This window comes from Cohnella ginsengisoli (genome assembly GCF_029525555.1).
Taxonomy (GTDB): domain Bacteria; phylum Bacillota; class Bacilli; order Paenibacillales; family Paenibacillaceae; genus Cohnella; species Cohnella ginsengisoli.
Window position 1 is genome coordinate 657206 of the sequence record NZ_JAPDHZ010000003.1, and the last position, 17516, is coordinate 674721.

Annotated in this window: 13 protein-coding genes, 2 tRNA genes, 3 rRNA genes and 1 pseudogene; 3 read left to right on the top strand and 16 right to left on the bottom strand. The window is 56.2% G+C overall.

The features are described from left to right. Positions 1–10: 10 nt before the first annotated feature. The 7 genes from OMP38_RS14250 to OMP38_RS14280 all read right to left on the bottom strand — a co-directional run bounded on the left by OMP38_RS14250 (position 11) and on the right by OMP38_RS14280 (position 7482). Positions 11–103, bottom strand: a tRNA-Ser gene (locus OMP38_RS14250). 4 nt (positions 104–107) lie between these two features. Further along, positions 108–183 (bottom strand) — tRNA-Asn (locus OMP38_RS14255). 24 nt (positions 184–207) lie between these two features. Beyond that, positions 208–324: ribosomal RNA gene (gene rrf, locus OMP38_RS14260) — 5S ribosomal RNA — on the bottom strand. A 136-nt stretch (positions 325–460) separates the two neighbouring features. Then, positions 461–3396: ribosomal RNA gene (locus OMP38_RS14265) — 23S ribosomal RNA — on the bottom strand. A gap of 233 nt (positions 3397–3629) precedes the next feature. Next, positions 3630–5183 (bottom strand): 16S ribosomal RNA (locus OMP38_RS14270). Together the 16S, 23S and 5S rRNA genes with 2 tRNA genes alongside form the textbook arrangement of a ribosomal RNA operon. A 382-nt stretch (positions 5184–5565) precedes the next feature. After that, positions 5566–6231 carry a hypothetical protein gene (locus OMP38_RS14275; protein WP_277565727.1) on the bottom strand — a complete coding sequence of 222 codons (666 nt, stop codon included), beginning with the start codon at positions 6229–6231 and terminating at the stop codon, positions 5566–5568. A gap of 351 nt (positions 6232–6582) precedes the next feature. Further along, positions 6583–7482: a nucleotidyltransferase-like protein gene (locus OMP38_RS14280; RefSeq protein WP_277565728.1), complete on the bottom strand. Its 900-nt coding sequence runs from the start codon at positions 7480–7482 to the stop codon at positions 6583–6585. 164 nt (positions 7483–7646) lie between these two features. On the opposite strand from OMP38_RS14280, the gene OMP38_RS14285 reads away from it, so the two are divergent. Further along, positions 7647–8021, top strand: a complete 375-nt coding sequence (locus OMP38_RS14285) for a DUF2614 family zinc ribbon-containing protein (RefSeq protein WP_277565729.1) — start codon at positions 7647–7649, stop codon at positions 8019–8021. A 62-nt stretch (positions 8022–8083) separates the two neighbouring features. Here OMP38_RS14285 and OMP38_RS14290 read toward each other — a convergent pair whose 3' ends face one another. The 9 genes and pseudogenes from OMP38_RS14290 to gatC form a co-directional block, all read right to left on the bottom strand. Next, positions 8084–9367 carry a glycosyl hydrolase family 18 protein gene (locus OMP38_RS14290; protein ID WP_277565730.1) on the bottom strand — a complete coding sequence of 428 codons (1284 nt, stop codon included), beginning with the start codon at positions 9365–9367 and terminating at the stop codon, positions 8084–8086. Between the two features lie 604 nt (positions 9368–9971). Then, positions 9972–10403, bottom strand: coding sequence for a Fur family transcriptional regulator (locus tag OMP38_RS14295; RefSeq protein ID WP_277565731.1), 432 nt, complete (start codon positions 10401–10403; stop codon positions 9972–9974). A 103-nt stretch (positions 10404–10506) separates the two neighbouring features. Then, the gene (locus OMP38_RS14300) at positions 10507–10965 is read right to left on the bottom strand and encodes a hypothetical protein (protein WP_277565732.1); all 459 of its coding nucleotides are present in this window, start codon (positions 10963–10965) and stop codon (positions 10507–10509) included. A gap of 233 nt (positions 10966–11198) precedes the next feature. Then, positions 11199–11552: a hypothetical protein gene (locus OMP38_RS14305; protein ID WP_420869652.1), complete on the bottom strand. Its 354-nt coding sequence runs from the start codon at positions 11550–11552 to the stop codon at positions 11199–11201. Further along, positions 11526–11899 (bottom strand): annotated as a pseudogene (locus OMP38_RS14310) (MgtC/SapB family protein); the annotation flags it as partial. The gene OMP38_RS14305 and the pseudogene OMP38_RS14310, both read right to left, overlap by 27 nt. Before the next feature lie 85 nt (positions 11900–11984). Further along, positions 11985–12455, bottom strand: a complete 471-nt coding sequence (locus tag OMP38_RS14315; protein WP_277565733.1) for a GNAT family N-acetyltransferase — start codon at positions 12453–12455, stop codon at positions 11985–11987. Between the two features lie 73 nt (positions 12456–12528). Then, on the bottom strand, positions 12529–13974 hold the full coding sequence (gene gatB / locus OMP38_RS14320) for an Asp-tRNA(Asn)/Glu-tRNA(Gln) amidotransferase subunit GatB (RefSeq protein ID WP_277565734.1): 1446 nt from the start codon (positions 13972–13974) through the stop codon (positions 12529–12531). An 18-nt stretch (positions 13975–13992) separates the two neighbouring features. Beyond that, on the bottom strand, positions 13993–15444 hold the full coding sequence (gene gatA / locus OMP38_RS14325; protein WP_277565735.1) for an Asp-tRNA(Asn)/Glu-tRNA(Gln) amidotransferase subunit GatA: 1452 nt from the start codon (positions 15442–15444) through the stop codon (positions 13993–13995). Between the two features lie 24 nt (positions 15445–15468). Continuing rightward, positions 15469–15756: an Asp-tRNA(Asn)/Glu-tRNA(Gln) amidotransferase subunit GatC gene (gatC, locus tag OMP38_RS14330; protein WP_277565736.1), complete on the bottom strand. Its 288-nt coding sequence runs from the start codon at positions 15754–15756 to the stop codon at positions 15469–15471. Between the two features lie 181 nt (positions 15757–15937). Between gatC and OMP38_RS14335 the strand changes: the two genes are divergently transcribed. Both OMP38_RS14335 and OMP38_RS14340 read left to right on the top strand, forming a co-directional pair. Then, the gene (locus OMP38_RS14335; protein ID WP_277565737.1) at positions 15938–17014 is read left to right on the top strand and encodes an EAL domain-containing protein; all 1077 of its coding nucleotides are present in this window, start codon (positions 15938–15940) and stop codon (positions 17012–17014) included. Positions 17015–17041: 27 nt separating this feature from the next. Further along, positions 17042–17461, top strand: a complete 420-nt coding sequence (locus OMP38_RS14340) for an organic hydroperoxide resistance protein (RefSeq protein WP_090108504.1) — start codon at positions 17042–17044, stop codon at positions 17459–17461. Positions 17462–17516 lie beyond the last annotated feature (55 nt).

Consider the following 17516-nt stretch of genomic DNA (forward strand, 5'->3'; position numbering starts at 1 on the left):
AGTAAGAAACTGGCGGAGAGAGAGGGATTCGAACCCTCGAGACGCTTGTGACGCCTACACGATTTCCAATCGTGCTCCTTCGACCAAACTCGGACATCTCTCCATGATGGCTCCCCGAACAGGACTCGAACCTGTGACAACTCGATTAACAGTCGAGTGCTCTACCAACTGAGCTATCAGGGAATATATATGAAATTGTGCTGCTCGGCCTGGCGACGTCCTACTCTCCCAGGACCCTGCGGTCCAAGTACCATTGGCGCTGGAGGGCTTAACGGTCGTGTTCGAGATGGGTACGCGTGGGACCCCTCCGCCATTACCACCAGACCTACTGTTTGGCATAAGCCAATCAGCTTTGCAGCTTTACAGAGCTTGCGCCCTGAAAACCGGATGCGAAACGAACCTACGCTTAGAAATTCTCTTGCCTGTGTGGCTTGCCGTGGTCTGCTCGATAAGCAAACCGTAGGATAAGCCCTCGACCGATTAGTACTCGTCAGCTACACACATTGCTGTGCTTACACCCCGAGCCTATCAACCTCGTGTTCTCCAAGGGGTCTTACATACTGGGAAATCTCATCTTGAGGCGGGCTTCGCGCTTAGATGCTTTCAGCGCTTATCCCTCCCGCACTTGGCTACCCAGCGATGCTCCTGGCGGAACAACTGGTACACCAGCGGTGCGTCCATCCCGGTCCTCTCGTACTAAGGACAGCCCCTCTCAAATTTCCTACGCCCGCGACAGATAGGGACCGAACTGTCTCACGACGTTCTGAACCCAGCTCGCGTACCGCTTTAATGGGCGAACAGCCCAACCCTTGGGACCTACTTCAGCCCCAGGATGCGATGAGCCGACATCGAGGTGCCAAACCTCCCCGTCGATGTGGACTCTTGGGGGGAGATAAGCCTGTTATCCCCAGGGTAGCTTTTATCCGTTGAGCGATGGCCCTTCCATTCGGTACCACCGGATCACTAAGCCCGACTTTCGTCCCTGCTCGACTTGTAGGTCTCGCAGTCAAGCTCCCTTATGCCTTTGCACTCTTCGAATGATTTCCAACCATTCTGAGGGAACCTTGGGGCGCCTCCGTTACGCTTTAGGAGGCGACCGCCCCAGTCAAACTGTCCGCCTGACACGGTCCCTTCACCGGATTCACGGTGACAGGTTAGAACCTAGATACGATCAGGGTGGTATCCCAACGGCGCCTCCACCTAAGCTTGCGCTCAGGCTTCCTAGGCTCCCACCTATCCTGTACAGACCGTACCCAAGTTCAATATCAAGCTACAGTAAAGCTCCATGGGGTCTTTCCGTCACGTCGCGGGTAACCTGCATCTTCACAGGTACTAAAATTTCACCGGATCTCTCGTTGAGACAGCGCCCAAGTCGTTACGCCATTCGTGCGGGTCAGAATTTACCTGACAAGGAATTTCGCTACCTTAGGACCGTTATAGTTACGGCCGCCGTTTACTGGGGCTTCGGTTCACAGCTTCGGGTTGCCCCTAACCGCTCCCCTTAACCTTCCAGCACCGGGCAGGCGTCAGCCCGTATACTTCGCCTTACGGCTTCGCACAGACCTGTGTTTTTGCTAAACAGTCGCTTGGGCCTATTCACTGCGGCCCCCCTCGGGCTATTCACCCTACCGAGGCACCCCTTCTCCCGAAGTTACGGGGTCATTTTGCCGAGTTCCTTAACGAGAGTTCTTCCGCGCGCCTTAGAATTCTCTTCTCGCCTACCTGTGTCGGTTTGCGGTACGGGCACCTTCTCCTGGCTAGAGGCTTTTCTCGGCAGCGTGAGCACGGAACCTTCGGTACTGTAATTTTCCCTCCCCATCACAGCTCAAGGTATTAGTGTGCGGATTTGCCTACACACACCCCTCACTGCTTGGACGAGCTATTCCATCAGCTCGCGTTCTTGCCCTCCTGCGTCCCCCCATCGCTCGTAACGGATTACGGTGGTACAGGAATTTCAACCTGTTGTCCTTCGACTACGCCTTTCGGCCTCGCCTTAGGTCCCGACTTACCCTGAGCGGACGAACCTTCCTCAGGAACCCTTAGGCTTTCGGCGGACAGGATTCTCACCTGTCTTTTCGTTACTCATACCGGCATTCTCACTTGAATGCAGTCCACCGGTCCTCTCGGTCCGACTTCAACCCGCATTCAACGCTCCCCTACCCAAGTACACAAAGTGTACATGCCATAGCTTCGGTGGTGTGTTTAGCCCCGTTACATTTTCGGCGCAGAGTCACTCGACCAGTGAGCTATTACGCACTCTTTAAATGGTGGCTGCTTCTAAGCCAACATCCTGGTTGTCTTCGCAACTCCACATCCTTTCCCACTTAACACACACTTGGGGACCTTAGCTGATGATCTGGGCTCTTTCCCTCTTGACGACGGATCTTAGCACTCGCCGTCTGACTCCCGAGCATACATCCATGGCATTCGGAGTTTGACTGGACTTGGTAACCCTTGGCGGGCCCCGCACCCAATCAGTGCTCTACCTCCATGATGCTAAATCTCGAGGCTAGCCCTAAAGCTATTTCGGGGAGAACCAGCTATCTCCGAGTTCGATTGGAATTTCTCCCCTACCCCCACGTCATCCCAGAGCTTTTCAACGCTCACGAGTTCGGGCCTCCAGTAAGTGTTACCTCACCTTCACCCTGCACAGGGGTAGATCACCCGGTTTCGGGTCTACGACTACGTACTAAAGCGCCCTATTCAGACTCGCTTTCGCTGCGGCTCCGTCTCTCCGACTTAACCTCGCACGTAAACGTAACTCGCCGGTTCATTCTACAAAAGGCACGCCATCACCCCTAGATCGGGCTCTGACTTCTTGTAAGCGCACGGTTTCAGGTTCTTTTTCACTCCGCTCCCGCGGTGCTTTTCACCTTTCCCTCACGGTACTGCTTCACTATCGGTCGCCAGGGAGTATTTAGCCTTGGCAGATGGTCCTGCCGGATTCCCACGGGGTTTCTCGTGTCCCGCGGTACTCGGGATCCGTCTCGGAGGGGATAGACTTTCGGCTACAGGGCTTTTACCTTCTATGCCGGACCTTTCCAGATCTCTTCGCCTAACCTATCCCTTTGTAACTCCATGTGAGACGTCCCACAACCCCTGAGAGCAAGCTCTCAGGTTTGGGCTAATCCGCTTTCGCTCGCCGCTACTGACGGAATCACTCTTGTTTTCTTCTCCTCCAGGTACTTAGATGTTTCAGTTCCCTGGGTGTGCCTCCTTATGCAGCTATGGATTCACTGCATAGGTGACTGGGCATGACCCCAGCCGGGTTTCCCCATTCGGACATCCCCGGATCAAAGCCTGCTTACGGCTCCCCGAGGCAATTTCGCTGTTCGCCGCGTCCTTCTTAGGCTCCTGGCGCCTAGGCATCCTCCGTGCGCCCTTAATAGCTTAACCTGTCGGCTAAACCACACAAGGCATTGCATGAGAATTTCTAATTTGCGCATTTTCGTTTCGCTATCCGGTTTTCAAGGTGCAAACGAGCGATCGAAGATCGTCTCGTCCGTGCCGCAAGAGGCAGCGTTTCGCTAGAAACGCGTTCGTGCGGTACGCACTGAAGGATTTCTCCTTCAAAACTGAACTCGAGCGTTAAAGCCACGGACTTCGTATTGCCCCGAAGGGCTCCTTAGAAAGGAGGTGATCCAGCCGCACCTTCCGATACGGCTACCTTGTTACGACTTCACCCCAATCATCTACCCCACCTTCGACGGCTGGCTCCCTTGCGGGTTACCCCACCGGCTTCGGGTGTTGTAAACTCTCGTGGTGTGACGGGCGGTGTGTACAAGACCCGGGAACGTATTCACCGCGGCATGCTGATCCGCGATTACTAGCAATTCCGACTTCATGCAGGCGAGTTGCAGCCTGCAATCCGAACTGAGACCGGCTTTGGTAGGATTGGCTCCGGATCGCTCCTTCGCAGCCCGTTGTACCGGCCATTGTAGTACGTGTGTAGCCCAGGTCATAAGGGGCATGATGATTTGACGTCATCCCCGCCTTCCTCCGGTTTGTCACCGGCAGTCGATCTAGAGTGCCCACCCAAAGTGCTGGCAACTAAATCCAAGGGTTGCGCTCGTTGCGGGACTTAACCCAACATCTCACGACACGAGCTGACGACAACCATGCACCACCTGTCTCCTCTGTCCCGAAGGAAAGGTCTATCTCTAGACCGGTCAGAGGGATGTCAAGACCTGGTAAGGTTCTTCGCGTTGCTTCGAATTAAACCACATACTCCACTGCTTGTGCGGGTCCCCGTCAATTCCTTTGAGTTTCAGTCTTGCGACCGTACTCCCCAGGCGGAGTGCTTAATGTGTTAACTTCGGCACCGAGGGGTGGACCCCCCCCAACACCTAGCACTCATCGTTTACGGCGTGGACTACCAGGGTATCTAATCCTGTTTGCTCCCCACGCTTTCGCGCCTCAGCGTCAGTTACAGTCCAGAGAGCCGCCTTCGCCACTGGTGTTCCTCCACATCTCTACGCATTTCACCGCTACACGTGGAATTCCGCTCTCCTCTTCTGCACTCAAGTCTCCCAGTTTCCAGTGCATCACGGGGTTGAGCCCCGCACTTAGACACCAGACTTAAAAGACCGCCTGCGCGCGCTTTACGCCCAATAATTCCGGACAACGCTTGCCCCCTACGTATTACCGCGGCTGCTGGCACGTAGTTAGCCGGGGCTTTCTTCTCAGGTACCGTCATCGAATGAGTAGTTACCTCATCCTTATTCTTCCCTGGCAACAGAGCTTTACGACCCGAAAGCCTTCCTCACTCACGCGGCGTTGCTCCATCAGGCTTGCGCCCATTGTGGAAGATTCCCTACTGCTGCCTCCCGTAGGAGTCTGGGCCGTGTCTCAGTCCCAGTGTGGCCGTTCACCCTCTCAGGTCGGCTACGCATCGTCGCCTTGGTGAGCCGTTACCCCACCAACTAGCTAATGCGCCGCAGGCCCATCCCAAAGCCACAGCTTGCACCGTGTTTCTCAGCCCGGTCATGCGACCCGGCTGCCTATCCGGTCTTAGCATTCGTTTCCGAATGTTATCCCGGTCTTTGGGGCAGGTTGCCTACGTGTTACTCACCCGTCCGCCGCTAACCAAGTTTGCAGCAAGCTGCAAACAAGATCCGCTCGACTTGCATGTATTAGGCACGCCGCCAGCGTTCGTCCTGAGCCAGGATCAAACTCTCCATAATAGCGTTTTTGACGAAAGACGTTTCGTTAGAAACGACGATAGTCAAAAGACGCATAGGTAGTTCGACTTGCTCATTTCATTGCTGGTATAACTTTTGCTTCAGCCCCGAAAGGCTTCAGCGTCCGTTTGTTTTAACGCTCGATGTTCAGTTTTCAAGGAGCAATCTTGTCTTCGCTCTCGGCCTCTTGCTCGGCGGCCTCTCAGCGGCGACTTGAATAATATATCACAGCAGTCCAGTTCAATGCAAGCATTTTTTTAAACCGCTCGGCATTTTCTTTTTCGCTGCCGTTCGCCGCATCCTTCTGTCGAAGGCGGCGAGAACTAATTTATCACAGATGTCCATGCCCAGTCAACACCAATATCGATTTATTTTGAGCTTTGTTTTAACTCCACGGAATGGTCTGAATACCTTCGTTGAGCGTCGCCATATGCAGCTGACCTTTAAGTAGATCCACATCTGTCACCGGGCACCCTAACGATACGGATAACAGCGAAAACTGGCCGCGCAGCTTCGCCGCTCTGTACAGGCCCCGATCCGTGCAAAAGAAAAGGCTTTGTCCCAGCCGAACTGCGTTAAAAGCGAATATGCCGGGCATGCGGAACCGGTCGAAGCCGCCTTTCAAATCCCCAAGCGCAATCTCCCCGCTTTCGGCGATCCCCAGAAGCGCTCCATCCATCGCAGCCAAGCGGACGATCGCCGTCTTTAGCGCGAATTGCTCCCACGCACAGGTCAGACGATCGTACATGGCAATTCCCCAAGGCAGAGCCAAAAAGATAAAGTGAGGCGTAGCAAACAAATCGTATACCGGATTTTCGGTAGATCCGATATTTCTCCATCCCTTCTCCGTAAGGCACCACAGCCCTCGATCCGTCGCCGCAAACCCGATATCGCCGATTTCTTTGTATGCATAACAGACAAACGGCAGACGCAGATCGGACCACCGGTCGTCGCTTAGTCTAAATAGACCATGGTTCGTGCAAGCGACTATCGCATTACCGGAAGCCGGCTCGAGACGATTGACGTGAACCTTCTGCGGAATTCCTTCCATGAACGCTTCCCATCCTTCCTCTTCGGACGAACGCCAAAGACCGCGGCCCGCCGGAGAAATAAGAAGCCTGCGATCTTCAAGCGTTCGGACCGCGGAGTGGTGAAACAGCAAATGCTGCATATGGGAAGAATTTCGGCACATTAAGATCCGCTCCTCATTTACGATAATGATAATCGTTATCAACAAGAAAGATTATAGCTTTCCCTTGGTCATCTCGCAAGCGGCGCGATATGCATGTCGTGCGCATTGAATGCCGATCGAGTCGCCATTATTGCTTCGCATTGTTAACGTAAATGGTTTATTCGTTAAAAGAAGCCCTCAGAGGAGGGCTTCGCTTCGTTATCTATGCAATTATTCGAAACCGGACGCGGTATAGCGCAGATCGAGCAAATGAAGGCCATGTTCCTTGACCCCTCTCGTGGTCTCAGCCACATAGCCCCGATGCGCGAGCTTGCGGAGCAATGGAGTCAGTTCTAGATGGAGATCCGAAAGCGCCGGATGATCCTGCAGCTCGGACAGGCTCCAAGGTTCCGGGCGGCTTTGCAAAATGCGCAGAAGCAGCGACGATGAGGTCTTCATCTTGGTCAGCACGGCGAATTCTACGGCAAGGATCACGAGATTCACCCGTTGCTCCATCGTTTCCCCGCTTGAGGTCAATTCGTCGTACAATTTAAAAATACCCGGGTTTACGCGTCTTACCTGCTCCCATACGCTCGGCTCAGGATGGAGCGTTTCTTCTATAATAGCGATATGGGCCCAATGATTCAGCGCCGCCAATATATTCGTATACGCATCCATCGCGTGTTGGTCTTTCAAATTCTGCTTCGCCTCAAGGTATGCGCCTAAAAATCGCGAATACTCGCTGATGAGACGTCTCTCTCGCAGCTGTTCAGGCCAACGGTCGAGTCTATCCCGCGTGTTGGCGAGATAACCGTCCCTGTCCAACAACACTTCGCCGTTGGTGAGCCACTGAAAAAACGGCTGCCAATGCTCGCCGCCCGCGATCCAGGCGTTAAGACGCTCGGGCGTCGATCTGCGCACCATGATCGTCATGTCGCTCCACTTCCAATGCTCCTCAGGCGCTTTGCCTTCGATATGACCGTCTTCGTACAGAGCAAGGATCAGACGATCCATCCCGCCGATCAAGGAAGGGGAGCCTTCGAGGTTCTTCACGAGCAATAGCCCGCAGAGTCGCTCATCGGAGCCGAACAGTGCCGTATAAAATAGATTGGTGTCTTCGAGACGCTTCATGAAATTTCACCACCGTAGTCAGGCTTTGAAGTGGCTTGCCTGCTATTTGTAGGCTATAATGAGATATCTCTATTCGAGGAATAGCTCGACAATTTATTTTAATTCTACGCCGGGCGCAAGTTTCCTGCCGATAGGCGAATTAAGATCATGGGGGCAATCAGGCAATGAAAATGAAGGCCAGCAAAATATCGACGTTGCGAACTTGGGGCCTGCTGCTGGTGCTCGGCGGGATGGGACTCATGGTGCTCGGGACAAGCGGCATCATTCTGTTCGGGCAAGTCGGGAAGATCATCGCCGCGATCTTTATGGTCATCGGAATTCTCACCTGCGGAGCGAGCATGTTCATCTATTTCTGGGTCGGCATGTTATCCACCAGCGCGCCGGTCATCGAATGTCCGGAGTGCGGCAAGCGTACGAAAATGCTCGGTAAAACCGACCGGTGCATGTATTGCCACACGATCCTGACTTGGGATGCCTCCCAGGCGACGAACGATTCGATCGGGAAGGAACGCGAATCATCTCCGTCGACGACGGCATAACAAAGGGCGCTTCGCCGTATCTCGCGGCAAGCGCCCTTTCTGTTGCAATCAATCGCGGAGACTTACGGATAACTTTGCAAAGCCTTGTCCAGCACGCTCCAAATGCCATCCGACGCAAACGCGCGGTTCCAGGAAGCCACCCCGGCCAGCTTGTACTTTTTGACGAGCTGCACCCTCGCTTGAACCGAGGCTTCGTCTTCGAGCCAAATACGCTGCAGTGCGCCGTTTTCTTTGAATTCGACGTAGTGCTGTCCCGTCTCTTCGGAAAGAGAAGGCGTCAGCTTGTTGTCTTCGATCAGCTGCTGCACTGCGTCCATTCCGATGGCCTTGGACGACACCTCGACTTTTCCTTTATCGTCGGTCTTTTCCGTCCATATTCTCGTGTAAAACGGAACGCCAAGGATCAATTGACCTGGCGCTACGCCGTCTTCCTTCAAAATCTTCGTAATGGCGTTTTCCGTCCATGGCAGCGAAGCGACAGAACCGGACACGGGGCTCGCGGCCCAATGCTCGTCGTACGCCATCAACACCAAATAGTCGACGGCTTCGGCGAGGCGACCCCGATCGAGATAGGCCGACCACATCTCGCTATTGGACTTCGGCGCCACGTCGATCGACACGGATAAACCCTGCTCGTGCATAAGCGGCGTGAGCTCGCGAGCGAATTGAATCAGATTGTCTTTATCTTTCGTATATACGTTTTCAAAATCGAGGTTAATGCCCTGTATCCTGAAGGTTCGCGCGTATGCGATCAGCTGCTGGATCATCGAACTGCGGGAAGCATACGTGGAGAGCGCATCGTGCGTCATATCCGGTTCAAAAGAATTGCCGAACATTGCCCATATCTGCATGCCTTTGTTCCGTGCCCAAGCAGAATAGGCCGCGTCGGCTTTGCTATGAATATTGCCCTTGCCGTCCGTTAGCGAAAACCAGCTTGGACTGACGACATTGACGCCGTTCCAGTCTCCGATCTTCGCGGGATCCGGCAGAACGTTATAAATCGCGTCCCAGGTCAAGTTGATGCGTTTGCCGGTCACCTTCCAAGGCACGTATGGTTCATTCTGTTCGGTAACGGCGCCTGAAGCCGTCTCCTCGACGCCGACCAGCGCGATGTCCCGCTTGCTCGCATAACCAAGAAAACCATCGGAAGATTGAACGCGATACCAGCCCTCTTCTTCTCCCCACACCACGACGGTAGATCCCGCCTGCAGCTCCTCCACGATCGGATTCGACTTGCCCGCGCCGCTGCGCAGTTTGGCGTCTTTGCCGCTCGCCCGCACTTCGCCTTTCTGAATGGCCAGCCCCGGCTGCGTCAAGGTAACGATGCCCGAAGTCGCATCCGTCACGGCCGTTAATCCGAAGAGCTGCTGGAGCGGCGCAAACGGCAGATAAAGCGTTCCGTCCTCCGTCTTTTTTGGCGCCAAAACTCAAATTAAAAGGCTTAGCGTTGAGCGTCGCGCCCAGCTTGCCTGTCTTAAAATGAAGCACGGTCGTATCCGAGGTTAAAATAACGGACTCTGTCTCCGCCTCATAACGCACGCCGTCTCCGATCAATTCTTTGGCGAGCGGAAGCGGGATCCATAGTCCATCTCCTTCGCCCATCGCATAATCGCCGGTCCAGTCTCCCTTGTTCATAATCGGATTCGCTTTGGCCATGTAATCAGGCTTTTCGTGAGCCCGGTTCGGTTGGGATGACCACCAAGCGAATGCCGCTGCCGCGGCGGAAAGGCAAAACAGTAGCAAGAGGCCTAAGATCGGCGTCATTTTTCTGCGCCGCTTGCCGCGTCCGCCTATCATCGTCGTCTGCAATCTCTCACTCTCCTATTTCTACTCTATAAAAGGACGAACGAAAAGCGTCAGAGGTTTCGACCAATATTTGCCCGCGATATAACAAACGCGCCGGATGTCCGGCGCGATCTATGCTCATATTCGTCAAGTCGATAGAAAAAATCAGGACACCCGCCCATGGCAAGAGGGGCATAGACCGTAAATCTCCATACGGTGTCCTTGCACGAGAAACCCCGTACGCTCTGCGGCCGCGCGTTCAACCTCTACCACCGGATCGTGATCGAAATCGACCATCGCGCCGCATCCGGTGCAGATGGCATGATAATGATCGGACAAATCCGCGTCAAAACGGCTGGAATCGTCGCCGTAAGTCAGCTCCCGAATCAGTCCGGCGTCGACGAACAGCTTCAGGTTGTTATAGACGGTAGCCACGCTTAAGCTGGGGTATGCCGGGGACAACGACTTGAAAATATCGTCGGCCGTCGGATGCGAGGTAGACTCCATCAAGTACTTTAGTATCGCGTAACGCTGCGGCGTCATCCGGACGCCTCCGGATTTGAGCTGGTCCACGGCATGATAGATCCGGGTTTCCATGCTCCTCACAGCCTTTCCTTCGGGTTAAATTATATTTTAAGCGGTTTAAAAAGGCGCTGTCAATGGCAAAGGCCGCCACGAGGGTGACGGCCCTTCCTAATCTTCAAGATTTGCGGCCCTGCTGGCCCCGGTTTTCCCATAACCAGAGCGCAGCGCCGGCACCGATCAATACGATCGCGCCGATCATCGCACCCGCCGAATGGAACAGCCAGCGAATGTTGGACGACCCGAGCAGAATGGCCGCGCCTGCTGCCAGCAGCACGAGGCTGAGCGCAGGGAACGCACGCGAGTCGCCTTCGGCGCGGGAAGCGGGACGCCCGTCCCAGCCGTAAGGCGGTTGGCGATAAAGGTAGCCTCCCGAAGCGATCCGTTCGTTAACGGCCTCGGCGCTCTGCAGCGTATCGAAAATATTGTACAAGTAAATGATCGGCAGAAGCAGGCTGACGAGCACGACGGTCAGCACATTCCCTTCCATCTCCTGGACGACGAAGACGACGCCGCAAATGTTGAGCGCGAGCAGCAGCATCATCATGACGCCTTTGCCCATGAGCCCTAAGTACATGTAGCCGGTCCCCGGGAAAATAAAAGCAAACAGTCCCGCCAGGAACTTGCTCTTCTTTTTTGCGGATCGATGCCGCTGCGCTTTGCTCGTAGCCCGGGGGATACGGCAGGGTGCCCGGATCGGTCCAGACGGTTTCCCCGGAAGCCTGCGTGGTATCGGACGGCTGTCCCTGCGGCTGCTGCCAATCTTGGTTCTCGTTATTCATCATTCATCCCCCGACATCAATTTTGGCGCTACTCCGCGGACACGGTCCGAATGCCTTCTAGCCTGCGCAGCTGTTCGGCTAGCGAGACCGCCTGCAGCGGATCGCCGAGCCGGATCGTCAGCCGGATCCGGATGCTGCCCTCACCCCTGGTCTCGATTGCGCTCTCGTCGAACTGAACCTTGATCAGCTTGGCATCCTTCGTTTCCAGCAGCAGACGAATCGGCTCCGTGAGCTCCCGATCGGCTTGCGCCGACATGGTGAACAAAAACTCTCTGGGATGCGCGACGTATCGTTTTTCGACGACGTTCAGCCCCCACAGCACCGCGAGCGCCAAAAAAAACCGTAAACGACGCGCCCACGTAAAAGCCGGCTCCCACCGCAAGACCGATCGCCATGACGACCCACAGCGACGCAGCCGTCGTCAAGCCTTTGATCGACTTGCCCGTGAATAAAATCGTGCCGGCGCCTGAGAAAGCCGATGCCCGTGATCGCCTGTGCGGCAAGCCGTGCCGGGTCCCGGTTCACGCCATACTGCCCGGTGAATTCGGAAAAGCCGTAGATGGAGAGCAGCATGATTAAACAGGAGCCCAAGCTGACGAGCGTATGCGTTCGTAAGCCTGCAGCATGGTTTTTGCGCTCGCGCTCGTAGCCGATCAAAGCGCCGAGCAACGCGGACAGCAGAAGGCGAAGCATCAGGTGCCAGTCGTCGATTACCCATGGATTGTCCAAATCAGTATCACGCCTTATAAGTCACATTTTACTAGCGGATCGCCTGAAGCGGCAACGGCTTCCCGTCGGGGGAGGGATGCCCGACTTAGGTCTTGGCTCGCAGCTTCATGGTGATCATCGTTATATCTTCCCGGGGATGGAACGTGTCGACCGCCTCAAAGCCGTATCTCTCGTACAGCGCGATCGCGGGAAGGTTGCGCGCTTCGGCCGTGACCTCCCATACAGCGACTTGATCCCATGCATGCATCATATGCGAGATCAGCGCTCCCGCGATTCCTTGGCGAAAGTGGTCGGGGTGCACCATCATCCGGCTGATGACGCCCGAGCCGTCCTTGGCAATCTCGGCCGCGATCGCGCCGATCAGCTCTCCGTCCCCGTCTCTGTACCCCCAGAACGTCTCCTCCGAAGCTTGCAGTGAAGCGGTCGTATCGTGCAGAGGAGGCAGATCGGGAACGCCGATCAGCTTCGCTTCGATCCGGTAAGCGGCGTGCTGAAGACGCCAGAGATCGCTGGCATTGTCATGGATAGTGAGGTCCAGCCGCTCAATCGTTGGCATCCGCTCCAACTCCTCGTGAACGCTTTAAAAGAGGCGGCTTCCCTGCTGTCGGGTATGCCGCCTTTAGCCAATCTTATGAATTCTTCAGACGATCCATGAGCAGTTTGTTGACGAGGCCCGGATTGGCCTTGCCCTTCGTCTCCTTCATGATCTGGCCGACGAGGAAGCCGATCGCCTTGTCTTTGCCGCCGCGGAAGTCTTCGACCGACTGCGGGTTGGCTTCGACGATCCGGTCGACGATCGTCAGGATGGCGCCTTCGTCGCTGATCTGCACGAGCCCCTGCTCTTCGACGATCTGCTGCGGCAGCTTCCCGGACTCCAGCATCGCCTTGAAGACGGTCTTGGCGATCTTGGAGCTGATTGTCCCCTTGGCGATGAGCTGAATCATCTCACCTAGTCCTTGGCCCGTGATGGGCACCTGCTGGATCTCCAGATTGTTCGCGTTCAAGTACCCGAGCAGATCGCCCATAATCCAATTCGCCGACGCTTTGGCGTCGTCGGTATACTTCAGCGATTCCTCGAAGAAGTCGGCCAGCTTCATGGAGGACGTGATGACGCCGGCGTCGTAGGAAGGCAAGCCGTACTCCTGCGTATAGCGAGCTTGTCGCGCGTCCGGCAGCTCGGGAATCGAAGCGCGAACCCGTTCCTTCCATTCCGCGTCGATCTGCACCCTTACGAGATCCGGATCGGGGAAATAACGGTAGTCGTGCGCCTCTTCCTTGGAGCGCATGCTGAACGTCTTGCCCTGCGACTCGTCCCAACGTCGCGTCTCCTGTACGACCTTCCCGCCGCTGTCCAGCACGTCGGACTGACGCATGACTTCATACTCAAGGCCGCGCTGCACGCCGCGGAACGAATTCATGTTTTTCAGCTCGGTACGCGTGCCGAATTTCTCCTGGCCCCAAGGGCGAATGCTGACGTTGGCGTCGCAGCGTAGGCTGCCTTCTTCCATCTTAACGTCGGATACATCGCAATATTGCATGATCGCCTTCAGCTTTTCCAAATAGGCCTTCGCTTCTTCAGGGGATCGGATGTCCGGCTCGGATACGATCTCGACGAGCGGCGTGCCGACGCGGTTGAGGTCGACGAGCGAGCCGAGGCCGCCGTCCATATGCGTCAGCTTGCCCGCATCCTCTTCCAGATGAAGCCGGGTGATGCCGATTCGTTTCGACTGCCCGTTCACCTCGATGTCGATCCAGCCGTTCGAGCCGATCGGTTCGTCGTACTGGGAGATCTGGTAAGCCTTGGGCGAATCGGGATAAAAGTAGTTTTTGCGGTCGAACTTGCACCAGTCGGCAATCTCGCAGTTGATGGCCATGGCGGCCTTCATCGCGTATTCGACCGCCTGGCGGTTCAGAACGGGCAGCACGCCCGGATGGCCGAGACAAACGGGGCACGTATGGCTGTTAGGCGACGCCCCGAACGAGGTCTCGCAGCCGCAGAAGATCTTCGTCTTCGTGTGCAGCTCCACGTGCACTTCGAGGCCGACGACCGTCTCGTATGGGGATACGGTGGACATGAGTGGTTGTTCCTCCTATTAGAGCGCCGGGCGCAGCTTGTGGAATTCGGTCATGCCTTCGAAGGCGTGGGCCGCGCGGAGCACGGTCGATTCGTCGAACGGCTTGCCGATGATCTGAAGTCCGACGGGCAGGCCGTCCGCCAGACCGCAGGGCACGCTGATCGCCGGCACGCCTGCAAGGCTCACCGGGATGGTGCAAATATCGTTCAGGTACATCGTGAGCGGATCTCCGACCTGCTCGCCGATGCGGAACGCCGTCGTAGGCGCCGTAGGTCCCACGATGAGGTCGAAGCGCTCGAACGCTTGATCGAAATCGTGCTTGATGAGCGTGCGGACCTGCTGGGCCTTCTTATAGTAAGCATCGTAGTAGCCCGAGCTGAGCGCGTACGTGCCCAGCATGATCCGTCGCTTGACTTCGGGGCCAAAGCCCTCGCTGCGGGACTTCTTGTAAAGGTCCAGTAGATTGGCGGGATCTTCCGCTCGGACGCCGTAGCGGACGCCGTCGAACCGCGCGAGGTTCGAGGATGCTTCGGACGAGGCCAGCAAATAATAAGTAGCGATCGCGTAATCGGTATGCGGCAGGGATACTTCTTCCCATTCGGCGCCGAGAGCTTCAAAGGTCTTGAGCGCCTCCATGACGCGCGCCTTTACTTGCGGATCGATGCCTTCACCTAGGTATTCCTTGGCTACGCCGATGCGAAGGCCCTTGATGTCGCCGGTCAGCGCTGCCGTATAATCGGGAATCTCGACGTTCGCCGACGTCGTGTCGCGCTTGTCGTGACCTGCAATCGCCTGAAGAACGTATGCCGAATCCTCGACGTTTTTGGTCAGCGGACCGATCTGGTCGAGCGACGACGCGAAGGCCACCAGGCCGTAACGCGAAACGAGGCCGTAAGTCGGCTTCAATCCGACGATGCCGCAATAAGCGGCGGGTTGGCGAATCGATCCGCCGGTATCGGAGCCAAGGGAAAAATAAACTTGGCCGGCTGCGACGGACGCTGCCGAGCCGCCGCTCGAACCGCCGGGCACGCGCTCGGTGTCCCAAGGATTGCGCGTCAGCTGGAACGAGGAATTCTCGTTGGAGCCGCCCATGGCGAATTCGTCCATGTTCAGCTTGCCCATCGTGACGGACTGGGCAGCTTTGAGCTTCTCCACGACGGTCGCGTCGTAGATCGGGTCGTAGTTGGACAGAAATTGACTTGCGCAGGTCGTGCGAAGACCTTCGGTAACGATGTTGTCTTTGATCCCTGCGGGCAGTCCGTACAGCAGCCCCCGCTCGGCCGCGCCCGATGCGTCCATGGCCTTGGCCTGGGCGAGCGCGCCTTCTTCGTTCAGCGTCAGAAAGGCGCCGATTTTCGCGTCCGTCTCTGAAATTCGGGCAACGGAAGCCTGAACGAGCTCCCGAACGGACAAGTCTCTATGATGAAGCCTGTCGTGCACTTCGGACAATCTTAGGTTAAACAGCGACAATGCAGCTTCCTCCTCGGAGTTGTTCTATTCCAGTACGGCCGGAACCTTGAATTGGTCGTCCTCGGCCTCCGGCGCGTTGCGAAGCACCTTTTCGATCGGCAAGGAAGCCTTAGGCGCGTCTTCGCGCATCACGTTCGACATCGGCAGCGCGTGGCTCGTCGGTTCGACGCCGGACGTGTCGAGGCCGTTCAGCTTTTCGGCATATTTAAGGATGGCGTTCAATTGTCCCGTAAATTGCTCTTTCTCATCTTCGGTAAGCGTCAAGCGCGCCAGGTTGGCGACGTGTTCGACGTCCTTAGTGGTGATGCTCATAGACCGTTTCTCTCCTTTGCTTTCAGTACCCTTTCAATTCTCATTATTATATCGGACATGCCGGGGGAACTCAATGCGCGCGGACATTCCGAATTGTTTCATAAAGGCGATTATTGGGGAAATACTTAGATCGAATAGTCGGAGCTTTACGCCATTTATAAAATCGGGGGAGGTTGTCTTGATGTTGAGTAGTCAAGCTTTAGAACGACAAGCGCCGCTGCGCGACAGCGGCTACGTCGAATTCAGAGCGGACAGGGACGCAGGCGCGGCGCGGACGTTGACGGAATTGCTCGGTCCTCCGGGGAAAGAGGGTTATTGGAGCGTCCGGTACGATCACTACCAGCAGCTCCTGCAGATGCTCAACGCCGCGGATCGCAAGCTGACGGACGCGCAGAAGCAATCGGTGCAGTTCAGATTTTTCTTCGAAGAGCCGGCAGCGTCGGCGGATCAGGACGAGAGCGACGGCTGGGTGCAAGCGGCGCGTCTGCTGACCGGCTTCGGATCCCACCGCGTCGTCGATTATATCGCGAACCGTCGTTTTTCCAGTTATATGCAGCCCATCGTGCAATTAAGCGGCACACCCATCGGTTACGAAATGCTGCTTCGTCCGCTGCCCGAGCAGCCGCCGTTCCGGCCGTCGGAGCTGTTTGAAGCGGCTCGCGAAGCCGGCCTTCACTCGTTCCTGGACCGCGAGGCGCGGAACAGCGCCATCCGGGTCGCATCGCGGCAGCTGCCGGCCGGCGTCAAGAAGTTCATTAACTTCCTGCCGTCTTCGATCTACCGCCCGGATCAGTGCCTGCAACAAACCTTTGAACGAATCATCATGAGCGGCATGGATCCGGCCGACTTCGTGTTCGAGGTCGTAGAAACCGAGCGACTGGACGACGTGAAGCATCTGAATAAAGTGTTCGCTGCATACCGCAATATGGGCATCCGCCTTGCCATGGACGATCTGGGCGACGAATTCGCCACCGTCGACGCAATGGAGCAGCTTCAGCCGGACTACATCAAGCTCGATCGCAAATGGGTCACGGGGTGCGACGTGGACGCGGACAAGCAGCGCCGAATCGAGAACGTGCTCGAGCGGGCTTCGCGATTCCATGGCGTCGTGCTGGCTGAAGGGGTCGAGCGCGAGGAGGAGTGGCGGTATCTGCGCGAGGCGGGCGTACCGCTCATGCAGGGCTATCTATTCGGCCGGCCGTCGCCCGTGCCTATGCCCGTCAGGTTCGAACGTACCGCTTCAATTGTCTCCGTCTAAATTGATTAACTTAGGAGCGATGTGAAAATGAACAAGATCTACACGGCGCAAGTGACCTCAAGGGGCGGCCGCGAAGGCTTCGTCAAATCGTCCGACGGCAAACTGAACTTAAAGCTGTCCCAGCCATCGGCTTCGGCCGACAGCGCGACGAACCCCGAACAGCTGTTCGCGGCGGGTTATGCAGCCTGCTTTCACAGCGCGTTGAAGATGATCGCCAAAAACAAAGGCATCGAAACGGAAGGCTCGGAGGTAGCGGCCGAGGTGTCCTTATTCAAAGGGGATGCGGCGGATTTTAGATTGTCCGTCACGCTTAACGTTTCCGTGCCCGGTCTCGATGCCGGCCAAACGCAGCAGCTGGCCGAAGAGGCGCATCAAGTATGTCCTTATTCCAGGGCGACCCGCGGCGATATCGACGTCGAGGTCAAGACCGCCGCGCCGCAGCGTTAATCTACGCTGCCAGATGATCATAAAAAAAGCTTCCGAATCCGCTTCAAAGCGGGCC